The sequence below is a fragment of the Lysobacter antibioticus HS124 genome (genome assembly GCF_000336385.2).
Lineage (GTDB): Bacteria > Pseudomonadota > Gammaproteobacteria > Xanthomonadales > Xanthomonadaceae > Lysobacter > Lysobacter firmicutimachus.
This window is the reverse complement of record NZ_HG424450.1, coordinates 1-21,874: the sequence shown is the minus strand read 5'-3', so window position 1 is coordinate 21,874 and position 21,874 is coordinate 1. Positions and strand designations below refer to the sequence as shown.

General features: G+C 64.4%; 29 protein-coding genes. 9 read left to right on the top strand and 20 right to left on the bottom strand.

Going from position 1 to position 21,874, the window contains the following annotated elements; all coding sequences use genetic code 11:
• The 5 genes from TX83_RS02755 to TX83_RS02735 form a co-directional block, all read right to left on the bottom strand.
• Positions 1 to 546 carry a hypothetical protein gene (locus tag TX83_RS02755; RefSeq protein ID WP_064746391.1) on the bottom strand — a complete coding sequence of 182 codons (546 nt, stop codon included), beginning with the start codon at positions 544 to 546 and terminating at the stop codon, positions 1 to 3.
• 119 nt (positions 547 to 665) lie between these two features.
• Positions 666 to 1,196 (bottom strand): hypothetical protein, encoded by a 531-nt coding sequence (locus tag TX83_RS02750; protein WP_064746390.1) that lies wholly within the window; start codon positions 1,194 to 1,196, stop codon positions 666 to 668.
• Between the two features lie 131 nt (positions 1,197 to 1,327).
• Positions 1,328 to 1,834, bottom strand: a complete 507-nt coding sequence (locus TX83_RS02745; protein WP_064746389.1) for a hypothetical protein — start codon at positions 1,832 to 1,834, stop codon at positions 1,328 to 1,330.
• Between the two features lie 183 nt (positions 1,835 to 2,017).
• Positions 2,018 to 2,308, bottom strand: coding sequence for a hypothetical protein (locus TX83_RS02740; protein WP_064746388.1), 291 nt, complete (start codon positions 2,306 to 2,308; stop codon positions 2,018 to 2,020).
• Between the two features lie 141 nt (positions 2,309 to 2,449).
• On the bottom strand, positions 2,450 to 2,707 hold the full coding sequence (locus tag TX83_RS02735; protein ID WP_064746387.1) for a hypothetical protein: 258 nt from the start codon (positions 2,705 to 2,707) through the stop codon (positions 2,450 to 2,452).
• Between the two features lie 235 nt (positions 2,708 to 2,942).
• Between TX83_RS02735 and TX83_RS02730 the strand changes: the two genes are divergently transcribed.
• The 3 genes from TX83_RS02730 (at position 2,943) to TX83_RS02720 (ending at position 4,385) form a co-directional block, all read left to right on the top strand.
• Positions 2,943 to 3,179 (top strand): hypothetical protein, encoded by a 237-nt coding sequence (locus TX83_RS02730; protein ID WP_064746386.1) that lies wholly within the window; start codon positions 2,943 to 2,945, stop codon positions 3,177 to 3,179.
• 177 nt (positions 3,180 to 3,356) lie between these two features.
• Positions 3,357 to 3,962, top strand: a complete 606-nt coding sequence (locus TX83_RS02725) for a DUF3489 domain-containing protein (RefSeq protein WP_064746385.1) — start codon at positions 3,357 to 3,359, stop codon at positions 3,960 to 3,962.
• 141 nt (positions 3,963 to 4,103) lie between these two features.
• Entirely contained in the window at positions 4,104 to 4,385 is a 282-nt protein-coding gene (locus TX83_RS02720) for a hypothetical protein (protein WP_064746384.1), read from the top strand.
• Positions 4,386 to 4,416: 31 nt separating this feature from the next.
• On the opposite strand, the gene TX83_RS24145 is transcribed toward TX83_RS02720, so the two are convergent.
• On the bottom strand, positions 4,417 to 5,457 hold the full coding sequence (locus TX83_RS24145) for a DNA cytosine methyltransferase (protein ID WP_075574957.1): 1,041 nt from the start codon (positions 5,455 to 5,457) through the stop codon (positions 4,417 to 4,419).
• Positions 5,454 to 6,704 carry a site-specific DNA-methyltransferase gene (locus TX83_RS02710; protein WP_064746382.1) on the bottom strand — a complete coding sequence of 417 codons (1,251 nt, stop codon included), beginning with the start codon at positions 6,702 to 6,704 and terminating at the stop codon, positions 5,454 to 5,456. Before TX83_RS02710 ends, TX83_RS24145 begins: the two co-directional genes overlap by 4 nt.
• A gap of 656 nt (positions 6,705 to 7,360) precedes the next feature.
• On the opposite strand from TX83_RS02710, the gene TX83_RS22480 reads away from it, so the two are divergent.
• Positions 7,361 to 7,609, top strand: coding sequence for a hypothetical protein (locus TX83_RS22480; RefSeq protein ID WP_141233314.1), 249 nt, complete (start codon positions 7,361 to 7,363; stop codon positions 7,607 to 7,609).
• Positions 7,610 to 7,619: 10 nt separating this feature from the next.
• Positions 7,620 to 7,949, top strand: a complete 330-nt coding sequence (locus TX83_RS24140; protein ID WP_075574956.1) for a transposase — start codon at positions 7,620 to 7,622, stop codon at positions 7,947 to 7,949.
• A gap of 359 nt (positions 7,950 to 8,308) precedes the next feature.
• On the opposite strand, the gene TX83_RS02700 is transcribed toward TX83_RS24140, so the two are convergent.
• The 12 genes from TX83_RS02700 to TX83_RS02650 all read right to left on the bottom strand — a co-directional run bounded on the left by TX83_RS02700 (position 8,309) and on the right by TX83_RS02650 (position 17,072).
• A complete protein-coding gene (locus tag TX83_RS02700) occupies positions 8,309 to 8,758 on the bottom strand; it encodes a DUF6362 family protein (RefSeq protein ID WP_064746381.1) in 450 nt (149 codons plus the stop codon).
• Positions 8,755 to 9,309, bottom strand: coding sequence for a hypothetical protein (locus TX83_RS02695; protein ID WP_261369986.1), 555 nt, complete (start codon positions 9,307 to 9,309; stop codon positions 8,755 to 8,757). The genes TX83_RS02700 and TX83_RS02695 overlap by 4 nt, the downstream gene beginning before the upstream one ends.
• Positions 9,310 to 9,432: 123 nt before the next feature.
• Positions 9,433 to 11,724 (bottom strand): phage/plasmid primase, P4 family, encoded by a 2,292-nt coding sequence (locus TX83_RS02690; RefSeq protein WP_261369985.1) that lies wholly within the window; start codon positions 11,722 to 11,724, stop codon positions 9,433 to 9,435.
• Positions 11,724 to 12,572 (bottom strand): ParB/RepB/Spo0J family partition protein, encoded by an 849-nt coding sequence (locus tag TX83_RS02685; protein ID WP_064746379.1) that lies wholly within the window; start codon positions 12,570 to 12,572, stop codon positions 11,724 to 11,726. The genes TX83_RS02690 and TX83_RS02685 overlap by 1 nt, the downstream gene beginning before the upstream one ends.
• Complete coding sequence (locus TX83_RS02680) at positions 12,569 to 13,456, bottom strand: hypothetical protein (protein WP_064746378.1); 888 nt, start codon at positions 13,454 to 13,456, stop codon at positions 12,569 to 12,571. The genes TX83_RS02685 and TX83_RS02680 overlap by 4 nt, the downstream gene beginning before the upstream one ends.
• An 11-nt stretch (positions 13,457 to 13,467) precedes the next feature.
• Entirely contained in the window at positions 13,468 to 14,217 is a 750-nt protein-coding gene (locus TX83_RS02675; RefSeq protein ID WP_064746377.1) for a PD-(D/E)XK nuclease family protein, read from the bottom strand.
• A 6-nt stretch (positions 14,218 to 14,223) separates the two neighbouring features.
• Positions 14,224 to 14,463 carry a DUF6511 domain-containing protein gene (locus TX83_RS02670; RefSeq protein ID WP_141233313.1) on the bottom strand — a complete coding sequence of 80 codons (240 nt, stop codon included), beginning with the start codon at positions 14,461 to 14,463 and terminating at the stop codon, positions 14,224 to 14,226.
• Positions 14,464 to 14,651: 188 nt separating this feature from the next.
• Complete coding sequence (locus tag TX83_RS22475; RefSeq protein WP_141233312.1) at positions 14,652 to 14,849, bottom strand: hypothetical protein; 198 nt, start codon at positions 14,847 to 14,849, stop codon at positions 14,652 to 14,654.
• Positions 14,850 to 14,864: 15 nt separating this feature from the next.
• On the bottom strand, positions 14,865 to 15,476 hold the full coding sequence (locus tag TX83_RS02665) for a hypothetical protein (protein WP_064746375.1): 612 nt from the start codon (positions 15,474 to 15,476) through the stop codon (positions 14,865 to 14,867).
• 15 nt (positions 15,477 to 15,491) lie between these two features.
• Positions 15,492 to 16,319: an ATP-binding protein gene (locus tag TX83_RS02660; RefSeq protein ID WP_064746374.1), complete on the bottom strand. Its 828-nt coding sequence runs from the start codon at positions 16,317 to 16,319 to the stop codon at positions 15,492 to 15,494.
• Positions 16,320 to 16,398: 79 nt separating this feature from the next.
• The gene (locus TX83_RS02655; protein ID WP_064746373.1) at positions 16,399 to 16,869 is read right to left on the bottom strand and encodes a hypothetical protein; all 471 of its coding nucleotides are present in this window, start codon (positions 16,867 to 16,869) and stop codon (positions 16,399 to 16,401) included.
• Positions 16,866 to 17,072: a helix-turn-helix domain-containing protein gene (locus tag TX83_RS02650; protein WP_064746372.1), complete on the bottom strand. Its 207-nt coding sequence runs from the start codon at positions 17,070 to 17,072 to the stop codon at positions 16,866 to 16,868. The genes TX83_RS02655 and TX83_RS02650 overlap by 4 nt, the downstream gene beginning before the upstream one ends.
• 560 nt (positions 17,073 to 17,632) lie before the next feature.
• On the opposite strand from TX83_RS02650, the gene TX83_RS23155 reads away from it, so the two are divergent.
• Complete coding sequence (locus tag TX83_RS23155; protein WP_186442500.1) at positions 17,633 to 18,565, top strand: hypothetical protein; 933 nt, start codon at positions 17,633 to 17,635, stop codon at positions 18,563 to 18,565.
• 76 nt (positions 18,566 to 18,641) lie between these two features.
• Positions 18,642 to 19,070, top strand: a complete 429-nt coding sequence (locus tag TX83_RS02640) for a helix-turn-helix domain-containing protein (protein ID WP_064746370.1) — start codon at positions 18,642 to 18,644, stop codon at positions 19,068 to 19,070.
• A 43-nt stretch (positions 19,071 to 19,113) separates the two neighbouring features.
• On the opposite strand, the gene TX83_RS23150 is transcribed toward TX83_RS02640, so the two are convergent.
• Entirely contained in the window at positions 19,114 to 19,659 is a 546-nt protein-coding gene (locus tag TX83_RS23150; protein ID WP_064746369.1) for a YfbU family protein, read from the bottom strand.
• Positions 19,660 to 20,675: 1,016 nt separating this feature from the next.
• Between TX83_RS23150 and TX83_RS02625 the strand changes: the two genes are divergently transcribed.
• Positions 20,676 to 21,155 carry a DUF2924 domain-containing protein gene (locus tag TX83_RS02625; RefSeq protein WP_075574954.1) on the top strand — a complete coding sequence of 160 codons (480 nt, stop codon included), beginning with the start codon at positions 20,676 to 20,678 and terminating at the stop codon, positions 21,153 to 21,155.
• Positions 21,148 to 21,874, top strand: a 727-nt coding sequence (locus TX83_RS02620; RefSeq protein ID WP_186442499.1) for a recombinase family protein, incomplete at its 3' end; no start/stop codon positions are given. The genes TX83_RS02625 and TX83_RS02620, both read left to right, overlap by 8 nt.

Sequence of the window (21,874 nt, the reverse complement as noted above, 5' to 3'; positions counted from 1 at the left end):
TCACTCCAGGCGGGCGACGAAGTCGCCGAGTTCGGCCAAGTGCTGGCGCACCTCGCGCTCCAGCGACACGTGCATCGCATGAGGATCGATGCCGAGCTCGGCGGCCAGCATCGAACTGATGCGTGCCGGCCAGTTCAACCAGGCGTCGCGCTCGGCGCGCGCCAGGGCGAAGACTTGGCCAATGGCCTGCTGGCGATCGATCAGTTCGCCGCGCAGCTGCGCGATACGTAGCTTGTGGTGCTGAGCCTTGAGAACTTCGTTGGCGGTCCGCGCCTGTGCGTAGCTGTTGCTGGCGGGGGCACCGGCCGGCGCGGCTAGGGAGTCCTCGCCAAAGGCCGCCGCCGCGCGCGCCCGCGCGGGGCGGGGCGCGGCCCGTGCTTCAGCCAGCTCGGCCTTGGCCGTGTTGGCGTCCCACTCGGCGTCGGCGCGGGCCGCATCGATGGTGCCGTCCGGCAACGCCGAGATGCGCCCGGTGGCGATGGCTTTGCGGACGGCGGTGTCGGAGACGCCGCGATGGCGCCCGTAGGCGCGGATGCTGATTCCCACAGGCGGTCAATCGCAGGTTCGGGCCTCCGCGACCGCCGGCCATCGGCGCAGATCAGGGTGAAGGGAAGAGGGAACACCCCAGCCCCCACCAAGGGGCTGGGGTGCGCGCTCTCAGGGGATCAGTTGCGTGGCGCGCACATCGCGGCCGTGATGGCTTGCTCCAGATATCGAATGGCCGAGCGGAGGCTGGGCTGGTACTTGGCGTCCGCCACGTCCCACACCTGCATCAACCGGGCCTGTTGTACCGCTCGATTGAGTTGATGCACCGGCAATCCTACGAATTCCGGCTCCAGCCCTTCGATGTAGCGCGCGATCTCATCGTGCAACCAGCGCAACGTCATCTCGTCCGCGCAGAGCTCGCTGGGAACCCAGCGCTTCGCGGACCAACTGCCGGTCTGATCTATGGTGCGCTCCACTGGCGCCAGCTCCCTACGGCACTCGGCCACCAGCTGCCCAATGTCCTTCGGGTCGAGGCGGCGCGTTAGAACCGCATCCGTACGCTCGGCGAAGATGCTGGCCAAGCCATAGCAGGCGAACAACGTCAACTTTGATCCGGGTTGTGAAAAGGTGTGTCCGGACCGCAGTATCCGTTCCAAATAGTCGCTGAGGCTTCGAAGCTCAGCGTCCGAGATGAATACGTCCTGGTTCATGGTTCGTTTCTCTCACACCGCGTCGTTGCGGCAGCGGCATGAACGCTTCATTTGCGGCGGAAGCCAAGCAGAACTTGCGGCACACGATGACGACGGACAGGTGCCCGACAGCTTCGCCGGGCGCCCATTACCTACTCGGGAAACTGGCCCAACGCCTCTTCCAATCCGCCGGCCGCTAAGCTGATCGCATGCTGGAAGTCGGCGTCGCGGGATCGCAGCACGTGCAGCCGCTCGACCGAGACGAGTGCCTTCTCGACCCACTGGCGCGGCGTCAGCGGCGACCGGCACTCCAGGTAGTCCTCGATCTGCTGCGCCGTGGCCGCAAGGAGGGCGGCGACCGCTTCGTTTCGGCGCTTGGGGCGTTGCTTGAGGCGATTGGCGCCGCTGAGGACGCGCAAACTCCACCGCCCCATTTCCTCGTTCACCACGGCCACCCGCGCGTGCAGTTCGATGCCGTCGATACGCCGTGCCCGGTCGATCCGCGTCCAGGGCTCCAAGAACCGGGTCAAGGCGGCACATCCGTCCACCGAGCACGTGCCGTACTCCCAGACCGGCTCCAAATCCGTCGGCGCGGTCAGCAGCCATCGAATCTGGCTCCCCAACGCACGCAGAGTGAAGAGATCTCGTTCGAAATCCATTGTTGCTGTTCCTCGATCGCCGCCCAGCGCGGCGATCGCATGAACGCTTCAATCCCCTGCGATTCAAAGCGTGAAAGCGAGGTAGTAGGTTCCGGCAGACAGGCGACGGACAGCTTGCGGCGCGCGGCAGAAGAGGGAAAACCCCAGCGCCCGATCGGGCGCTGGGGTTGACGCTCTCCGCAATCAGCCAGCGGCGTCGTTCAGCTCCTTAAGTACCGGTGCAAGGTCCATGTCCGGCTCAAATTCCAATTCGCCACGCTCAGCCAGTCGCTGGACGATGTTGACGCAACTGGCGACCAGTTGCTTCGCCGCGCTCAGCTCGTCCCCGCTAAGCTTCTCGGGGTCACCGTCGGTCATTTCTTCCAACGCGTGTTCGCAATCTCTCAAAGCAATGGCCGTGTTCTGGAATCGGCAGTAAGACATGTTCGACATGGTTTCGCTCTCAAGTTGGCCGCGATGGTGCGGCGTGGGCATGAGCGCTTCCTTCGAGCGGAATCGCAAGTGAATATCGCGGTCCATGGTCGGGCAGACAGCACAGGGACAGCGTCGGCCTAGAACCGAAGAGGGAACGCCCCAGCGCCCGGCAGGCGCTGGGGACTTCGCTCTTCGTCTGGCTCAGGCGTCGGCCAGGCCGTTGAGGTATTCGACCGTCATGTTCACATCGATGTTGAGTTCGAACTCCCTATCGTTGGCTTCGAACAACGCCTGGATAAGGCGCAGGGACTCGGTGGCTAACGCTTTGGCCGCCTCCAGCTCCTCGGGGCTAAGGCGCGGGGCCATCTGCACCGCCATGTCCGCGAGGCGGTTGGCGCATGCTTCTTGCAGCGCATGAGCGGTGCGAAACAGGTGGGTCTGTGCAATTTCAATCTTCATGGTGAGGTTCCTGGCACTCGCCGCTCCGTTGCGGCGTCGACATGAACGCTTCATTCGGCGGCAAAGCCAAGCGAATCCGTAGCGGCGCAGACAGGAAGCCGACAGCTTCTGAGTGAACCTGTCAGACACCTGTACACGCTGGAGAACGCGCGTTCTTTGTCGCGAAGACCGCTTGGCTTCTCCGCAGGGTGAAGCGTTCATGTCGCCACACCAACGACGGCCACGGAGGCCAGCGATGAAAGTGCAAACCGAACAGCTCAAGAATTTCCTGCGCGGCATGAAGCGGGCTGACCGCGCGAAGCTGGCGCAGCTGACCGCCTACGCGGACTGGTACGGCGCCGCCGCCCGCGAACTCGAGCGCCGAGCCGAGCAGCTTTTGGAAACCTTGCCCGGGGACATCTTGTTGGGGCTGGTCTCCGGCGAGATCCAGATGCGCGAGGCCATCGCCGATGTTCTTGCCGAGCAGCCCTGAACTCAGGTTCCTCAAGGCGGTGCACAGCTCGGTGCTAGTCGTCGCCGCCAGCGGAGCCCTCGACCTCAATCAACTGGCTCGCGACGAACTGATTCGTCGCGGGCTGGACCCCAGCGGCGAATGGGTTGGTCCCCGCCGCGCATACGAATTGCATCACCCTATCCAAGGAGCACAACCATGAGCACCATCGAACTGTCCCCCAACCAGCGCAGCGTTCTCGAACTGGCCCTCGACACCGAAGGCCGCATCGAGCGCTACCCCGCCAGCTTGCAGGGGGGCGCGCGCACCAGCGTCGTGCGCGGCCTGCTGCGAAACGAACTGGTCGAAGCGCACGATGCCGGCTACCGCCTCACCGCCGCCGGCTACGCGGCAATCGGCGCCAATGAGCCGGCTGGCGAGGACACCGCCAGCCAGAATGCAGGTGCCGAGCCGGAGGCCGATGCGGGCGAAGGCACGGAGCCGAGTTCGGACCATGCACTTCCCGCGCCCGAGCCCGCACCCGCACCGGCTAGGCCGAAGCGTGCCGAGCGCGGCGACACGAAGTTGGCCACGGTGGTCGGCATGCTGATGCGGCCGGAGGGCGCCACCATCGCCGAGATCATGACCAAGACCGCCTGGCAGCAGCACTCAGTGCGCGGCTTCCTCGCCGGCGCGGTTAAGAAGAAGGGCTACACCGTGACCAACACCAAGGAAGGCCAGGGCGATCGGGTGTACCGCATCGCGACCAAGGCGCCGCAAGCGGACGCCGGCAACACCGGCCCGCAGGCCGACGAAGAAGAGTAAGCCCACCCAGCGAGCCGGACGCCTGTCCGGCTCGCTGTCTCGTTCTTGTCTGCCGCGATTCCAGCAGCAGATCACACGAGAATCCGCTTGATGTTCCGTCGCGATGAAGCGTTCATGGCCTCCCAGCCACGGAGAACCACCATGCAAGACGCAGTGCCAACCCAGTCAGAATACGATCTCGCCGCCTTGCCGGCCACGCTCCTTCAGCTGGTCGAAGAGATCTTGTCCAACGATGAAAGCAGCAGCGACGCCGAACTGGCACAGTACCTGACCGAAGTCGGCCTGTCCGACACGCAAGCCCGAGACGCGCTGGCCTACCGGGATCTGTACCGCTTGAATTTCTGGGTAGTTGGCTGCACGCCGATTCGCGGCGGTGTCCAACTGCGCTACAACGGGACCGTCGGCCAGTTCGAACTCGCCTGATGCTTGGGCCGTCGCCCCGCGCCGCGCAGCGTCAGGGGCGCAGTGCTCTCAGGATCTCGGCGGCGACTTGCGGGACGATCGCGTTGCCGGCGGCGCGCAGCCGAGGAATTCTTCCGGGTATCCCATGAGCCAGAAGACGAATTCTGGGTTCAGGTATCCGCCGGCCGGCGAGGGTGCGACCTGTCGCCCAAGCATCCCATTCTCCGGCGCGCTGCCAACGCTCGATGCATCCTTGTGGTCCCGCGTCGTCGGTGTTGCCCATACTGCCTGCGCCGGGAGCGGCTGCGTGCTGCCGCTGCCGAAGGCCTGGTTCGGCCCGCCCTTCTCCCCGTCGCTCGCGCGCGGGGTGCTCCACACCGCCTTCGCCACCCCCGGCAGGCCATTGCGTCGCTCGGCCGCAAAGTCGCCGCGCTTCTCGGCATCGTTCGCCGTGGCCGTCGGCCAAACCGCCTTGGCCGCCACCTGCAAGCTGGTGATCGCCTTGCGCGGCCCGCCCGGCATCCGGGATTTCATCGCCAAGCGCGCCGCAGGCGACTTGTTGTCGTCGTTCCCCACGGCCGTCGGCCAGACGCTTGCCGACGATCCAAACCCGGTCCCGTCGATGGGGGGCGTTGACGGCGCAAGCTGGAACAACCATCGCCCGGCCGGCGTAGCCTTCGCCTTCCAGGTCAGCGAGAACTCCGTCGAGCCCCAACGGGATGAGGCCAGCAACGTTCTCGCCCAGGAATAGAGCGGGTCGCGCTTGTGCAATAAGGCGATGCAGTTCCGGCCAGAGGTGACGGTCATCCGCCTGCGCGCGTTGGCGCCCAGCGACGCTGAACGGCTGGCAGGGGAAGCCGCCGGTCCAGAGGGGCTCGTCCTCCGGCCAGCCGGCGAGCCGGGCGGCGTAGGCGAATCCGCCGATGCCCGCGAAGAAGTGGCATTGGGCGTAGCCGCGGACATCGGCGGCGGAAACAGATCGGATGTCCCGGTCATCGACGTCGCCGGCCGGGATCTGCCTGGCCCGGATCAGGTTGCGCAGCCAGTCGCATAGGTAGGGATCGTTCTCGTTGTAGTAGGCCGGGCGGGTCATTCGGCCTCCACCGGCTCAGGTTCGCTGGCAGCATCTTCGAAGCGGGCCCCGTCCCCTTGCCGGATCGCCGCCTGGCCGGTGTGGTCCTGCCAGCGCCGGACGATCACGTCGGCGTACTTCGGGTCCAGTTCGATCAGCCGCGCGCGGCGCCCAGTCTTCTCGCAGGCGATCATCGTCGTGCCCGACCCGCCGAAGGGGTCAAGCACCAGGTCGCGGCTCTTGCTGCTGTTGCGGATTGCACGCTCGACCAGCGCAACCGGTTTCATGGTCGGGTGCAGGTCGTTCTTGCTGGTGCGGTCGATGAACCAGACGTCGCCCTGGTCGCGCGCGCCGCACCAGTAGCGCTCCGTGCCGTCGCGCCACCCGTACAGGATGGGCTCGTACTGCCGTTGGTAGTCGGCATGGCCCATCGTGAACTTGTTCTTGGCCCAAATGATGAAGGTGGACCAGCGGCCGCCGGCTGCGCGGAACGCGGTCTGGAGCCGATCCAGTTCCGACGACGACATGGCGATGTAGATCGCGCCCTTGGTCAGCGCGACGATCTGGGTGCAGAAGGCTTCCAAGAACGCGCCGAAGTCCCCGCCGAGATTGTCGTTGAGAATCGGGCGGTGCTTGCCGCGCAGCTTGTCCTTGGGGTTGTTGGCGTAGTCGACGTTGTACGGCGGATCGGTGAAGGTCATGTCCACCAGCTCGTCGCCGAGTAGCGCGCCGTAGTCCGCCGCGTCGGTGGCGTCACCGCACAACACTTTGTGGCTGCCGCAGATCCAGACATCGCCGCGCCGGGAGATCGGCTGTTCCTGTACCTCGGGAACCGCATCGTCCTCGGTCAGCCCGGTCTGGTCGTCGTCGGTGAGCAGGTCGTCCAGCTCGGCATCGGTGAAGCCGAGCAGATCTAGGTCGAACTCGACATCGCGCAGCTCGGCCAGCTCCAGCCGGAGCAGGTCCTCGTCCCAGCCCGCGTTCTCGGCCAGGCGATTGTCGGCGATGACGTAAGCGCGCTTCTGCGCCGGGGTCAGATGCGCCAGCTCGATCACCGGCACCTGAGCGAGCTTCAACTGGCGCGCGGCGAGCAGCCGGCCGTGGCCGGCGATGATGCCGTTGTTGCCATCGACCAGGATCGGATTCGTCCACCCGAACTCGACGATGCTGGCGGCGATCTGCGCGACTTGCGCATCGGAGTGCGTACGTGCGTTGCGGGCAAACGGGATCAGCGCCTCGATCGGGCGCAGTTCGATCTGAGGGCTCAAGGGAAGTCCGAGTGCGAACCGGGTCGCAGCGACTGCGAACCCGATTAAGAAAGTTGACGCTAGCGGGGTTTTGCGGCCATGCCCCCCGATGTACCTAAGCTGAAGGAAGGACCCTAGTGATATAATCGAAACCTGATCGCACCAGGAATCGGTCGGCGCTGGGCACGGTGGCCCAGCGAGCAGGCCAACGAGTCGCTCACCTCATCGATCGATCCGAATCTGAACCATTACGGCCTGACGTAGGTTAGCCTCGAGATCTAGCTCGATATCCCGACGCCTTCACCAAGCAGACCCTCCACTCTCTCTTTGACTTCAGACCGCACCAGCTCCGTTGCAATGCTGCTTCAACTGAACAAGGAGCTACATGACCAGGTTTACTGTCGGCGTCACAAGCCTAGTCGAGCATAATCTCGCGGCAATCCGCGCAATGGTGGTTCTCAACCGGTTACCGGGGGTTCGTAATGTCGAAGTGGTACGAATAGAAGGCGATGAGGCGGACCTTTCGTTCGAAACGCGAAGCGAGAGTGCGCCAATCAATCTTGAGACCCAGCTAGAGGCTTTTGGTCTTCGGTGGAGATTCACCCGGCGCTCGTGATCTGATCAATGCTCTGGCGGTGAATCGGTTCTTAGTTCGATCACGCAGAAAGGACCACGCAATGGTCACGCATACACTCAAGGTGGTTCGGATCTGCGATAGCAGAGCCTTCACTGCGGGGCAACTTGCCGTCCAGTGCCTTACGCATATATCTGCGACTTGGAATGTCAGATTGGTTGCCGACGATGGCGAACGCGCCGTGGTGGTGTTCGACACCATCAATTCCACAGGCGTCATTGGGCTTAAGGCCGCTTTGGAAGCAGCAGGGCTGGCGCTGGTGAAACAGGATCGAAGCGATTGGATGGGCTGATATAGCAGGAATGAGTCCGCAATACATTTCGGACGACCAATGGATGGCCATCGTCTCTGAAATTCCACGCGGCTTGGAAGCCCGCCTACTCAATGCAGAAGCCGAGTATCGGAGCTTCATCTCGGCAGTACTCTGGGTCGCACGGCATCGGCAAAGATGGTCAAGGCTGGCGTCGCAAGGATGGAGCGGGACGCACGCAATCTACGTGAGGTACCACCGTTGGCGCCAGGCGGGAACGTGGCAGTACGTCATTGCTGCGCTGGGGCCGAACACCGAAGAAGGTGCAGCTCTGGCCCGCTTGGTTGCAGAAGGCCGGTGGATCAAGCCCGGGGCTGTTTAGGCCGGCAATGAATGTCCATAACACGGCTGGGACCGTTCGTCGGGAGCACTGATCTCTCGGCTGAAAGTCACAATTTCCCGTGCTACGTTCGAGCCGTGGGTCGTGACTTCCCCAAGTCTGCTTCGGCAAGCGACCCGCGGACAGGTCGCGCCTACGAGTCCGGCGCGGGCTGTTTTGTTTTTGGAGCAATCGTCCATTAGGAAAGGCGGACCAACCCGGAGCGGAAGGAGGCGGCGGAGGCACTCCGGGCTGGCCCTAGCGACCGCGCCGCGTTCATGGCACAGCGCGCTCAGCATGGGGATCAGACTAGGGCAATTCTTGGAGTTTTGGGACAGCGGATTGCGTTCCCCGAACTGCGATTAGCCGCGTTGACCTGCGTTAGCCGGAATCCTCTCGGCCGCCAAACCTATCTCGACGTCGGCAAATCGCGGCAACGTCCCGTTGAGATGCACCGTGACCAGACTGAGCGCATGCTGCCAGCGGCGCCATGCGGTCTTCCGGATCAAGCCCGTGCGGTTGCAGACCTCGCGCCAGGGAACGTACTGCGCTCGCAGCCAGATCAACCTGCGCTGCTCTTCGTCCAGCCAATGCAGCCAGCGCACGGTCTCGCCGAAACGGTCGATGGCGGCGGGAGACGCAGCGAAGCGCAGAATGATGCGCTCGTCGGCGTACCCCTCCCACGACTGGCGGTGGATATCGGGCCAGAACGAGGCGTATCCCTGCACCCGTGCGGGCGGCAAACGCCGCGCGGTAATCGCCGCTTCTTGGAAGCGGTCGGCGACCCGGTCGATCGTCCAGACCGTGCTCATGCTGCCGTTCCTTGAACCACCGCCCAGTACAGCAGGGCAAGCGCGTCGGCTTCGTTGTCGTCCTTCGGGTGATGCCCCCGTTGCTGCGCCGCCGCGACCATGGCGGCCTTGTCCGCATTGCCTTTGCCGGTGGCGAACTTCTTGATCGTACCGACGGGCACCCCCTGATAGGGAATCCCGTATTGCTCGCACCAAGCGGTGAGCTGCGCCAGGAAGCCGCCGTATGCGTGCGCGGCATCTACACCGCGGTGCCGACGCACCTCCTCGAAGTAGACCGCCTCGAATGGGCCGGCAAAGGCACGGGCCTCATCCAGCCAGCGGGCGAAGCGCAGGTAGCGCATGCCGCCGCCTTCGAAGCGACCCAGCTTGAAGTGCTCGGTGCCGCTGATGACCAAACCGGTGAACCGCAGTGCCCAACCCAAGCTCGTGCCCAGATCGAGTGCGAGGATGGTGGGCGCCTGGTCGTCGTGTCCGGAGTGCGCCGATGGGTAGAGCTGATCAGCTTTGGCGATGCCGGGCTCTTCACCCTGCTCGCGTGCTTCGTAAGTCATTGTTTTGTCTCTTGGTCGATGCCGCAGTGACCAAACAAGACCGTCAGAACGTAAGTCTATACGCGTGTGTGCGCGCGCACACGTAAGGAACTTACGATTCTACGGCCTCAATGGGTCACTCGGTCAGTTATCGGCGTAGGGAAGGCGGCTGTTCTGCGAGCGCGGCTTGAGCGACAGCCCGATGAGCCCTTTGACGCCGCCACTTAGGCGCTTGCGGGAGAATCCACGGGACAGCAACTGCTGCACCAGCCAGCGGGACGTACCGATGTACTCGCCGCGCTGCTCGCCGCGTTCGCGCCAGCGGTGGAAGACGTCCTCGATCGACACCCGCGCATCGCCGTGCACGTAGCAGTCCTCGGCGACGAACTCGCCGACGCGGTCCTCTTCCTCGAAGTACTCCTCGGTGGCGTCGATCACGCACTGCGGCGCGCGCAGGCCAGTCAGCTGCCAGTCCAGACAGCCCTGGACCGCCCAGGCCATGATCCCGTCGCGCTCGGCCAGAAGCTTCTCGGTCAGGCGACGGTCGCGCCGCTCCGGCGGAACGGTGACGGTGAACGGCACCATGTGCAGGCGCCGCTTCATCGCTTCATCCACGTTGCGCATGGCCGGCTTGTGGTTGCCGGCGATCACCAGCTTGAACTGCGGGATGTATTCGAAGAAGTCCTGGCGCATGAACCGCGCGCTGATCTTGTCGCCGCCGGTGATCGCCTTGAGCTTGGCCTCGTTCCAGCGCCGCCCCTGCTCGGTCTCGCTGGCGGCGACGAAGCGCGCGCCGCGCAGGCCGGCCAGGTCGGTCGGATGCCGGTCGCCACGAGTCTCCATGAAGGTCTCCATCGGCGCGTTGGTGGCGTAGTCTCCGAGGATCGTGGCCAGGGTATTGACGAACACGGACTTGCCGTTGGCGCCGGTGCCGTAGAGGAAAAACAGCGCATGCTCGGTGGTAACGCCGGTCAGGCAGTAGCCGACTACCCGTTGCAGATAGGCGGCCAGGTCGCCGTCGCCGCCAGTCACATCACCCAGGAAGCGCCGCCACGTCGGGCAATCGCCCGCCGGGCTGGCCGTGGTCAGCTTGGTCATGTGTTCGCCGCGGGCATGTCGGCGCAGTGCGCCACCACGCAGATCCACGATGCCGTTGGGGGTATTCAGTGCCCACAGGTCGCGGTCCCAGCTTTCGGCAAACGAGGCGTGGCGCGGATCGCTGCGTGCGAGCCGCTCCACCCCACCCACGGTCGACGCCGAGGCCAGCTTCGCACGTTGCGTCGGCCGCTCGGCGAAGACCTGCGCCGCGCGACAGACTCCGCGGACCAGGTGCTGCAAGACCAGGGTCCGGTCCGGGTTCCAGCGGGTGCCGGTCCAGCTCAGCCATTGGCCCCAGGCCGCACAGTAGCGCCAGTCCTCCGCGTAGTGGCGGGTGAACGCCAGGCCCAGGCCGTCGTCGCTGCTCCAGTCCAGGCCGGCGAAGTCAATCGGCGGCGGCGCACCGTCGCTGCCGGGCGCGAGGTACGTGCGCTCGCCCGCGCGCAGGAAGCCGTCGATGTCGAAGCCGTCTTCGGCGGCATCGGCCGCGTCCCAGGCCTCGGGCTTGTCCTCGGGCACGTGCAGCATGGCGCAGGACTCGGCGCCGGCCTTGAGGGCCGCTTGCGCCGCCTGCATCGCGTACTCCCAGCCGGGCTTGTCCTTGTCCGGCCAGAGCAGGACGTGCTTGCCGGCCAGTGGCGACCAATCGGTCTTCTCGATCGGGGCGTTGGCGCCGTTCATCGCGGTCGTGGCGCAGAAGCCGCGGGCGATCAGCGCATCGGCCGACTTCTCCCCTTCCACGAGGATCACCTCCAGCGCCGCGACCATACCCGGCTGGTTATAGAGCGGCCGCGGCGTCGGCGCCTGGTGCTTGCCGCGCTTGGCATCCCAGGGGCGGTACTGCTTGCCTTCAGGCGGGTCGTATCGGTACATGCAGGCGATCAGCTCGCCCTGCGCGCTCAGGTAGTCCCAGCGCGCGGTGTGCGGGCCGAGCTCGTCCATCGCCGGTTCGGAGCGGCGCCGCTTACCCGGCTCCGCTGGTACCGATGGCGGCACATGGCCGGCCAGTTCGGCAGCCATGGCCACGACGATGGCGAAGTCGTCTCGCGCGTCTAGGTTGGCGTGTGCGGCGATCAGGTCGAAGATGTCACCGCCCTCGCCGGTGGCGTGATCGGTCCACAGTCCCGCCTTGTCGCCGCCCAGAGCGATCTCCAGGCTGTCGCCGGCGGAACCGTGGATGTCGCCCACGCTGAACGATCCGCGGCGCGTGCGGCCTTGCGGATACAGCGATTTGAGTACGCCCTCCAAGCGCTGCAAAAGCAGCGCTCGCACCTCTTCGCGTTCGGCGCGTTCCGGCCGGCGCGCGCTCTCCGGCGCATCGGCATCGTTGAAGTTCATCATACCGTCCGCCTCGCCCGATCCGGTGCTTTCGGCAGCCGTCCGATCGCCTCCAGCCAAGGCATCGCTCGGCCATACCGTTCCGCAAAGCGCGAGTCGTTCCAGTTTGTTTCATTCACCAGACGATCCCGCAACGAGGCAGGATCAATGCCGGCGTTCGTCGCACACTGGATCAAGCCCTCCAGCCTTGCCATGAACGTCACCAGCCAAGGCGCCTGCTCCACCGACTCGATGAAATCTGTGCGCGGCCCCGAATTCTTCCGACCCTGACTGATCGACAAGGCTTTTGCGACCTCCTTCTTGCGCTCTTGGCGATCCTCGATACCCAAAATTCGCTCCTGCGATTGCTTACCGAGCTGCGCGATCTTGGCGGCCTCGCTGACGGTCATCTCCCCGGCCTCAACTCTTGCCACGAGCTGAGCGGCGCCGTGCTTGCGGACCTCGGAGGCTTTTCGAATCGTTCGATCAGAAACAGAAAGCATTTCAGCTACTTGTGGCTGCTTTGGGGCATTAATCGGAAAATTTTCCGATTTACGTGGCTTCCCCTTTCCCCAGACTGCAAGTTGAGCAGCCACCATCGCGCGCTGAGACTCACTGAGGTGCCGTCGCGCCACGTTCTCGCTGATCACAAACGCAACGGGATCATTGCCGCTGAACTCGACCATGCGCGGATCGATACCGCTGTCCAAACAGGCGCGGTAGCGGTGACGGCCGTCGAGAATCATCCCCTCGTACAACACAATGTCCCGAAGTTGTCCGTTGCGGCGAACATCGTCCACCAGGGCCTTGAAGGCGTCCGGCGTCATGTCGGGCAGGCTCAGGCAAAGCGGGTGAAACGAAAGACTCATCGTGCGATCTCCGGGAAGGTTTCATCGGAGCGCGGGAACACCGGGCGCCACGTCGAGTACGTCCGGCCCGAGCGGGTCGCGTTCCAAGCCTTGATGGCGGCATGCAGCATCACCGTGTCTGGGATGGACTGGCCGGTCATGCGCAGTTGCAGCAGCCGCTGCCGCAGGTGGTAGAGCGGTTCGGATTTGCCCAGGTGCTCGCCGGTGAACAGCCGCTCGATGAACTCGTCGGCCGCGTCGATGTTGCGCTGGCAGAACGCCCAGTGCAGGAACAGCGCCTTGGAATGACCCACCGGCATGACCTTGCGCGGCAGCTTGGCGACGAACTGGCTACTGCGTCGGATGGCCGCCTGCGTGTTCCAGGCCTCGATCAATTCCTGGTTGGGGTAGCGCGCACGGCTGTGCGGGATCAAGCCGCGCTGGTAGTTCAGGATCAGCGGCATCGCCGCGGCGACGGTCGATGACTCCCGCAGGCCGACGCCTTCGATCACCAACACATCCGCGCCGGTTCGTGAGCGGCCGGTGTCGATGACGTCGAATGCGCTGTTGTCCAGGCCCGTGGCCACGCACATCCGCACGTTCCCCCCGGACTCGACCACTGCCGCCAATCGGTGTTGGCCGTCGAGCAGGCGTCCGGTCGTGCTGAACTTGATGGTCTCGCCCGTCGGCTTCCAAGCGCCGCGCTGTATGTCGTGAACGTACTGCGTCACCGCGCGCTGGCGAAGTCGTCGATTGGCTTCGTTCCGGCGCAACCACGCGGTCGCGACCGCGGGCGTGATCAGCACCTGGTGAATCTCGTATTGGGTCGTATCGGGGAGGTCAATGACCGCAGTGGCGAAGGTGGAGCTGGCGCAGACGGGCGCGGAGCGGTAGTCAGCGTTCATGAGGATCTCGATTAATGGAGCGTGGGGGAGAGGGGGACGGACCAGCAACGGTCCTGCCAGGGACATTGACGGCAGGTCTGGTGGACCGGGGTGGTACTGATCCGGGGCAGAAGCTCAGCGGCATCGCAGGCGCGCAGGATCTCGACGGCGCGATCGGACGCACGCTGCGCCAGGCCACGGTCGAACGCCACGCGCTCGGCATAGATCGCCATGTCGTCGGTGCAGATCGCGGTGAACAGCGCCGGGTGTTCGTGCAGGTCGAGATACGCCTGGTACAGCGCGATCTGGGTGGCGTAGACCGGCCGGCTGGCGGCGAGTCGCTTCTTCTGCAACTCGCGGAAGGTCTTGGCGCCGACCGCCTTGTTCTCCCAGAGCATCGGGTAGTGGAAGCTGTCGGGACCTCCGACGATTACGCCATCGGCGTGACCGCGCACTCGGCCATCGGCCGTGGCGAAGCCGAACTGCGCTCCTTGGTCATTACGTGTGCGAAGGTCGAACCCGGCGAGCCGCAGCCAGTCGGCCATCCAATCCTCGACGCGGTGGCCGCGTGCGAACACCCGGAGCAGTCGACCGGGAAAGTGGCGGCCGACGTCCTTGGGAGCGTCGAAGTACTGGAATTGCAGCCGCCGGCTGCAGTCCTCGCCGAGGCTGGATGCGCCCAGATAGGCACGCGGCGGCAGGGTCGCCGCCTCGCGCTCCATCGCGGCATCCACCAGTCCGCCTAGATGCTCGGAGACATCGTGGGTGTTGAAGTCGAGCATGGCGGCCTAGAAGGGGATGGGGTCGTCGAAGGGCGCGTCGTCGGTGAGCGTCTTGTTCGGTTTGTTGCTCGGCTCGGACTGCACATGCAGCGATTTCTCGTAGGCCATCGTCACGGCCACGATCACCTCGGTGGCTTGCACTTGGGTGTACTTCGCCAGCGGCACATCGAAGCCGACGCGAGCGGCGGCGGAAGCCAGCGCGCGCAAGCAGGCGCGCTGCGCGTCAGGGGTCAGCGGGTGGGTCACGGGCAAAAGCTCCTCTATCGACGCCGGATCGCTCCGGCGTCGGGTGTCGTAGAGTTGATGGAAGGCGTTCTGGCAGCTCATCGAGCAGAACGCCCAGCGGTACGGTGTCCGCCGCGGATCACCGATTCGGCGGCGCAGGTCCAGATGACCGAACCCACGCGCCGGCCTGCCACAGGCCCAGCACGGCGTCATCGGCCATGGCGGGACATGTCGACCACGCGTTCGCGGTAGGCGATCAACGCTTGGGCGTGCGCCCGGTGCAGCTCAGCTTGGTGCTGGTAGTGCTGAACCAGGGCGTCCAGGTCGGCGCCGGAGAGCTTGCGCAGTTCAATGTAGATGCCGTGCTGGTTCGGATGCCGGTCCTGCAGGGGTGAGGTTCGCGTCATCGGCCGTTGCCCGCGCTACTCTGCCCACACGGGGCGACTGGGAACGGGCGAGCTCGCGGCCGGCGACGGCGATCCGGTAGCGAGGCGGGCCGGCGCCGCCGTCGGGCTGGTCCGCGAGGGCGGCGCCGCTCCCATGACCTCTTTGTATTGCGGGTGGTCGGGCATGATCGGAACCTTGACCACTGCCTTGTCGTCGTCATCGTTACCCTTCTCCCAGTCGACCTTACCGGCGAACACGATGCCGTCCAGGTCCGCGAAGCTCTCGATGCAGCGACCTGCCTGCGCCGCCGCGCTCTGATCGTCCGGATGAAGCCCGAACGCGGAGTTGAGTACGCCCTTGATAAAGCTGCGTCCCATCTGGCCCCAGGTCGGCCCCTTGGGGCTGTGCAGGCCGATCAACGACCACAGCTTGCGCCTGGCGTACTTTCCTTCGAGTACAACGAACTCGGCATTGAGATAGATGGCGCCGGTTTCGGGCTTGCGGGTCGCCCAGCCGTGCCGCCAACCGTTGGCCTCGTCGCTGTAGCCACCCGGTCGAATCGTCATACGGACCTTGACCAGCGTGCCTTTGGGGATGAGAGAGAACGCCGGATTCTCGGCGCTGTTGAAGTCGTTCCAGCTAGACATCGCGTCTCCTGCGAATTAGTGAAGGGGAGGAGCGTCGGCCGCGGCGGCCTCGGGCGCGCCGAGCTTGCGCATCAGCCGGCCCAGGTCCGGGGGCTCGACCAGGTCGAGGCGGCCGGATCGGTCTTTGGCCGGATAGCCCCAGGGATTGGCGGTTTGGCAGACGAAGGCGCGATAGGGCTCACCCTCGGCGGGCTTGATCTCGGCCAGCGTGATCACCTCGTCCACGATGCCCGGCAGTTCCAGGCCGGTCTTGGAGCCGTCGATCTGCAGTTCGTGGTAGCGGCGATTGAACTCGTCGGTCCGTTCATCGAGGATGCCGACGAACCAGACGTGCTTGTCCCGCGCGTGCTGGAGATGGGTCAACCACGCCACCATCTCCTGACCGAGCAGGCCATACGCCCCGCGCAGATCGGGCTTGTTGTTCCGGTCCGAGAACGCCTGCGGCTGACCCTTGCACCATTGGAAGCACAGGCGACCGGCGACGGTGATCGAGTCGATGAAAAGTGTGCGGTAGCGATCCAAGACGTGCGGATCGCCGTAGCGCAGACAGGCCTGTTCGTAGTTCCATTGGCTGAAGTGCTGGCCGTCGCGCAGCGCCGGATTCGGGCCGCCCAGGAACACGGCCAGGTCTCGGCAGTCATCCCAGGTGCGCGGGCGCAGGCTGTCGCCGGGCCAGTGTTTGACCGCCAGGTCGCCGGCCTCGATGTCCACGAACAGGGTGGTGGCCGGGTCCAGCGACCACAGCTGGTAGGTCTTACCCAGACCCCAGCGTCCTACCAACACGCCTTTGACGCCGCGCGTCTCAGCCAACCGCTGGGTGGCGGTGATAATCGGCAGAGTCATCAGTCCCCTCCCGGCAAGTGCTCGCCTGCAATGGGCTGGCTCGGCGCCTGGCTTACGCCACTCAAAATTGAGACGAACATCACGGTGTACCTTCTGTCAACGACAGACGGAACGTGGGCTTGCCGCTTTTGAGCGTGCGTGCCGCATCGAATGAGGCGCGCATCGACGCTGGCCATGCGCCGTATTTGGCCTCGCTGATGCGATAACTGATCTCCACGAACTCGCCAGGGTCCTGACCGGCTGCGCGGATGCGTTCGACGATTCGGCCCAACTGCGCTTGATCCCACTCGACGCGCTTGGGTAGCTCGACGCTGACGCGAACGACGCCGTCGCGGAACGTCACCGTCCCGGTGTCTTTCCCCTCAGCCATTCGCTGTTGTTCCGCGATCCGGTGGTATCGAAGATCAAGCGCTCGATCGATGACGTCGTAATGTGCTTTCGCACTGGCGACTGCGTTTGCGGCCTGCAGTTTCAGATCCAGCAGCATCTCCGGTGGGTACTCGGCCAGCTCCGATGCGGGGCGACCGATGCAACGCTCCAACAGCGTCATGCCGCGGCTCCCGCGGCGCCGATGCCGCATGAGCGCAGCGACGCGCTCTCGTAGGCCTCGACGTCCTCAAGGCGATATCGGATGCGGCGCTCGACTTTGAAAAAGCGCGGGCCGACCTTCTCGCGACGCCAGCGCTGCAAGGTATCGAGCGTGACTTCCCAGCGCGCGGCGAGCTGCTCAGGGGAAAGGTTGTTGCTGCTCACTCCATCACTCCTCGGTTCGATCAACGGCACGGTGTGCCGAGGACGCGAGGGTCTTCCGAAAGCCGCTATAGGTTGAAGCCGTGTTTGATATAAGTTGCTAGAGATCAGCTCGAAATTCGCACCGCGAAGCGGCGAAAGCGTAACGAAGCATGAATCGAACCGATCCAGAACCGTCTCATGACGTCCGAGTCGCACGAGTCGTATTGCGGCCTGTTCATGTGCGCGATAGGCTGCGATCAAGGTCACATACCACCACTCGAAGTGGTCATCCCCCCGGACTTCCCCATGAACAAAGGACTGTTGCACCTCACTCGTACTACTCGTTCCTGCCATCGCCAACGTTGCGCTGATCGATTCCGCGCCTCCACCCGCGTCGCCTCCTCTGTAGGCCGATGCGAGCTACCGCACCTACCGAATCCGGCCCAGATCGGATCGCGGCGACATCGCTCGATTTCGCCGTAACCCGCAGCTGCACCTACTCCGACGAGCCGTACTGCATCGGGCCGGAAAAGGCCTGATCGACGGGTTGCGTCCAGAAAAACCTCAAGGAAGTATCTTGCGTGCTCAATCTCTATTTGCGCTGGTTCGAAAGCGAACCGGTCGACGCCCTGCTGCCCGCGAAGGGCGCAGACGTCATGACCGATCTCGCTGCGCTGGGCGCATTCCACGCGCCTCGGCGAACACGCCGCGTCCAGTGCAGGGACTGCGGACGACAGCAGGCCCGACATGTCTACGAAGCCGGCGAGCACCGCTTGCTGCCGTGCATGGAGTGCGGTGGCCAAGTCGAATCGCAAGGGCCACCTTTCGAGTCGGTGCAGCTGCAACGCGAATGGTTGCCCGAGACCCTGAGCCGTCAAATGGCCGGCGAGCGAGCCAAGCCGACCGTGCTGTTGGCACAACGCTTGTGGAACTTGGCGAGCATCGATACGCCACGCGGCGACGTCTCAGTCGTGCTATTGCGCTGCGGATGGCAGGTCGACTACACGGAGGTGGTCAATGCCCTGCGCAAGATCCTCGCGTCGCGATTGATCATCCTGACCACGTCGCGGATGCATCATGACGCGCTTGGCAAGCCAGGTTGGTCCGTCGTGCCGCTCATTGGGGTGGCCAAGCTCGAGACCAACGGCCTGTGGCTGGAGCGCGAGGCGTTGATCGAGCGTCAGATCCGTGCAGATCCGTCGTCGCGAAACCCGCGGCCGCATTCGAGCGCTGGTAGCGAGAAGCCGCTGTGGTTCGAAATGGGGCCGGATAATGCCTGGCTCAGGGTCCGGCATCGCCAGCTAAGCCTGCGCGGAAAGCAACGCGCTTTTGTCGCCTCGATCACCCGCGCGCACGAGCGTGGGCGGGCGCACCACCGTCTGTCCGATGCGGTCACCGATGCCAACTACGACCGCGACATCCGCAGCTTGCAGCAGATCTGCACCCGCCGCGAGTTTCGCGACTTCATCGGCGTCGCCGACGGTTTCGTCTGGATTCGCGACGATGTGGACTGAGGCGGTCCGTACCCCGCCACGGGACCGTTCATCTCGCCCAACGCAATGCCCACTTCCCCCAACCCCAGGACTCAACATGATCGCCAAGGAAGCAAAGCTCAAGAACGACATGGTTCGTATCGCTCGGAAAGAAGCTCGGCTGCTGATCGCGCCTCTGCTTGAGCGGATCGCCGCACAAAAGAAGGAGTTGATCGAGCTAAAGCGCGGTCGGACTTTTTCCTCCTCCCCGGCCAGACAGGGGGCGCGCAAGCCGCGCCGCCCCTCGCAGGTCTCCCTCCAGGAAGCACGCGACTGGTTCTCGGCCCATGCGCTGGTCGAGCTGCGAACTCGTCTGGACCTCAGCGCCGCTCAGCTCGGTCGGTTGGCCGGTTCGTCGGTCGGCTCGATCTACCTCTGGGAATCGGGCAAGACGCCCAGCGACAACTTCGTAGTGAAGCTGGCGTCGCTGCGGAAGCTCGGGAAGCGGCGCGCCCGACAGCTACTGGAGGCGACAGCGGCGCAGTGAACGCCAAAGCTGGCCGGGCACCCCCGGCCAGCCGGGGGCCTGGTCACTCGGCAGCCTGCAACACCCGAATCAACTGCTCGGGGGCCAGGGAGTCCGCGTCCGCGGATGCCTTCTCTTGTCGGTAACGCGCGATCATCGCCTCGTAGCGCGGCAGCATCTGCTGGCCGGCGATGTAGTCGGCTCGGTCGGCCAGCTCCATGTGCATCTGCATGTACTCGACCGTAAAGCGCGTCACGGCCAAGTAGTCTCGTTCGTGCTGAGCGTCGTAGCCCGGAAATCGCACCGGCGTCCGGCTCGGTCCGACCGCGGCCGCGACGCGCTCCTGTTCGACGGGGGGCAGCTCCGCGTAGCAACGTTCCAATGCAGTCCACATGGAAAGGTGCTCCTGGACCGTGCTAACCACCGGGGGCAGCGCTTCCGGGGAGAACAGTCCCGGATAGCGGGCGGCGATTGCCCACTGCTGCTCCGCATAGATCGCTCCCATGACGAAGTCCGGATCAACTTCATCGTGCTCCTCCATGATGCCAAGCCTACGCTGGACGCTCGCCAGCATGGCCACGATCAGCCTCTCCTCGTTCGACAACTTCATTGCAGCCCCTGTTGGTGATGTGACATCCATTGCGGCCACAGAACTGCCGGCGATCCACTGCCAAAAGTTGGATTCCGGTTGCCATGGCCCACCAAAGTGTACGACGCAGAACCCATGCTCTCCCGACCAATGGGTCTCGGCGTTTGCGACGGGACAGGGGTAGCGTTCACCCAATGGACAGGACGACCGCGATTCTCGCCGAGCTACCCAGCGGTTTTCATTGGGAGGTGGCCGGGCTGGGGGCCAGCCGCCGCTGCATCGCCGTGCCTGACGCCGCACCAGAGGTTTGGCTAGCGACCATCGGCCAGAACGGTGCGACCTGTACCGCAACCATCCGCCGGCACAAGGCGCGCACCATGCAAATCGACCGACCGTTCCGAACGTCCGCAGCGGCGGCGGGCTGGGTCGCGCGATGGTTGGATCGGCAGGGGCATTTGATACAAGCCGAGCTCGGGGACCGCTTCTCCCAGCGCCTCGGCCTACCTGCGATAAGTCTGGATTAGCTTGGGCTAGCTGAGTCCAGCTCTGTTTAGCGGAATCGCGTTTCTCGGATTGGCGTCCGGCCGTCCTAGCCTTCCACGCATGTTCCCCATCGAAACGATGCGTGCCCGCCCCTGCCCCCTCCTCGTCTGCCCCCATCTCCCTGCTGCGTACTCGCGCCCTGGCCGAGCGCTGGCAGATCAACGAATGCACCATTCGCAAATGGCGCAGTCAGGGACGCGGCCCAGCGTTCGTCCTGCTCAGCGCTGGAACGGTACGGTATCGACCCGACGACATCGTTGCGTACGAGTTCGCCACCGGACTGCACCACGAGGTCCGAGCTTGAACACGACGCCCATCAATGCCGCCGCACTGCCTCCAGATCAACGCCGGCAGGCCGTAGCGAAACTGCTCGCGCTTGCTCTCGTTCGTTTCCGCACTGGCTCAGCGCCTGTTGGTTGGACCCAGAAGGGGGTTGCACTATCCCGCGCGGGAAGCGTGCATACGCACCCCGACCAACCACGTCCAACCCGCCGATGAAACTAGACGCTCCTCGTATCAGTTCGAACACCGTCGCACGCGTCATGGCATTACCGAAGATGACCATGGCCGAACTCAAAGTGCAGTGGCGCCAGCTGTTCGAACAGGAACCGATCGTCGACCAGCGCCGCTTCCTAGAGCGCCGCATCGCTTACCGCCTACAGGAACTGGAGTGGGCCAGGACCCATGCCGCCAAGCTAGAGGACAACCGCGTGCGCATCGATGCCTTCGTAGAGAAGGGAACGATTGGCCCGCGCGTGCGGAACGGTAAGCCGATGCCGGGCTCCGTTATGGTCCGGCACTTCGGCGGCGAGGACCACGTTGTGACGGTCATGCCCGACGGTCGCTTCGACTATCGCGGCCAATGCTTCACCAGCCTGTCTGCGATAGCGAAGTACATCACTGGAACGCCCTGGTCTGGCCCGGTGTTCTTCGGGCTTCGCGCCGCGAAAGCAAAGGGGAAGGGCGATGAGTGAGCGAACGGACCAAAAGCGGCTCCGGTGCGCCGTCTACACTCGTAAGTCGACTCAGGAGGGACTGGAGCGGGAATACAACTCTATTGAAGCCCAGCGCGATGCGGGGCATGCATACATCGCCAGTCGGCGATGCGAAGGCTGGATTCCGGCAAGCGATGACTACGACGATGCTGGCTTCTCGGCGGCGACAATGCTTAGACCGGCGCTACAGCGACTTCTGTCTGATATCCGTTCAGGAAAGATTGATGTCGTCCTCGTCTACAAGCTGGACCGCTTGTCCAGAAGCCTCCGGGACTTCGTCCACCTGTACTGGGAGGTGATGCAGGAGAACAACGTAGCATTCGTATCCATCACGCAGCATTTCAACACCGCAGATGCAATCGGAAAACTCATGATGAACATCATGATGTCGTTCGCTGAGTTCGACCGAGATCTCGATGTGGACCGCGCCCGCGACAAGATGATCGCGAGCAAGAAGAAGGGTCTGTGGATGCACGGCGTCCCGCCACTAGGCTATGACCTACGGAATCGTCGTCTTGTACCCGACCCAAAGGAGGCGCCGTTGGTTCGCTGGATTTTCGAACAAGTCGCAGAGGGCGTCCCCACCGCGCAGTTGGTGGCCAAGCTGCGTTCTCGCGGCGCGACCTCGAAGTTCTGGACCACTAGGAACGGGCGAGAGATCGTCGGGAAGCCCATCGACAAGTCGTTGCTGTACAAGA